Raw genomic sequence first — 733 nt, 5'->3', positions numbered from 1 at the left:
GAGGGCACTGAAAAACTTGCGTTTTTTATAAAAAAATTCGTTTTAGAGAAAGATAGGGCGCTTCTTGTTCAATTTTGAACAGGAAACGCCCTAATTTTTTCACCTATTTATTACCCTTTTCCATTCAGAAGCTTTAAGATTCTTTTTAGATTGACAGCGAATATCGTCGTTGCTCCCTGAATTTGCATGCCAAATGAACCCGCAGCCGATGCTTGATCGTACCCGTGTTTATTTTTTAACTCACTATTTTTTGCTTCGATTTTATAACGTTCTCGAGCTAAGCGTTTAAATTCTTCTGTTTCTTGAAAAGCTTGTTGGTCTAAATGTTCTTCTGATTTAATGGCAACAGAATAGGTCTTAGTTTTTGCACCTTCTTTAAAACATCCTTCTCGGAGTGGACAGACCTTACATTTTTCAATGTCAAAAAAATAAACCATTCTTGCACTTGCTCCTGGGTGTGAATCTGGTTTTTTACTTTTTCTATTTGCTAAATGTCCTGCTGGACATACAAATAAACCTGCATCTTTATTAAAGTCAAATCCTTTTCCGTTTCCTCGCCCATTTTGAGTAATCATTGGATTTAACTTAGAAATCAGTTGAATGCTTTGTTCTTTTGTATAAAGTAAATTGTTTTTCCCTGAATAAGCCGTGTCAGCGATGACTGTTTCAACTTCCATTCCTGTTACTTTACTTTTTTCAATCAGTTCTTGTAGATAATGTCCATCTGATTTTT

The 733-nt window shown here is 34.9% G+C and carries 1 protein-coding gene; it reads right to left on the bottom strand.

Annotated features, from left to right (window positions below):
- Positions 1-110: 110 nt before the first annotated feature.
- On the bottom strand, positions 111-733 hold a 623-nt coding region (locus tag ABNX05_RS26030; protein ID WP_349662338.1), incomplete at its 5' end, for a transposase.

Origin of the sequence: Lysinibacillus zambalensis (genome assembly GCF_040183165.1) — a bacterium.
Taxonomy (GTDB): Bacteria; Bacillota; Bacilli; order Bacillales_A; family Planococcaceae; genus Lysinibacillus; species Lysinibacillus zambalensis.
This window is presented reverse-complemented; position numbering and strand designations above follow the sequence as displayed.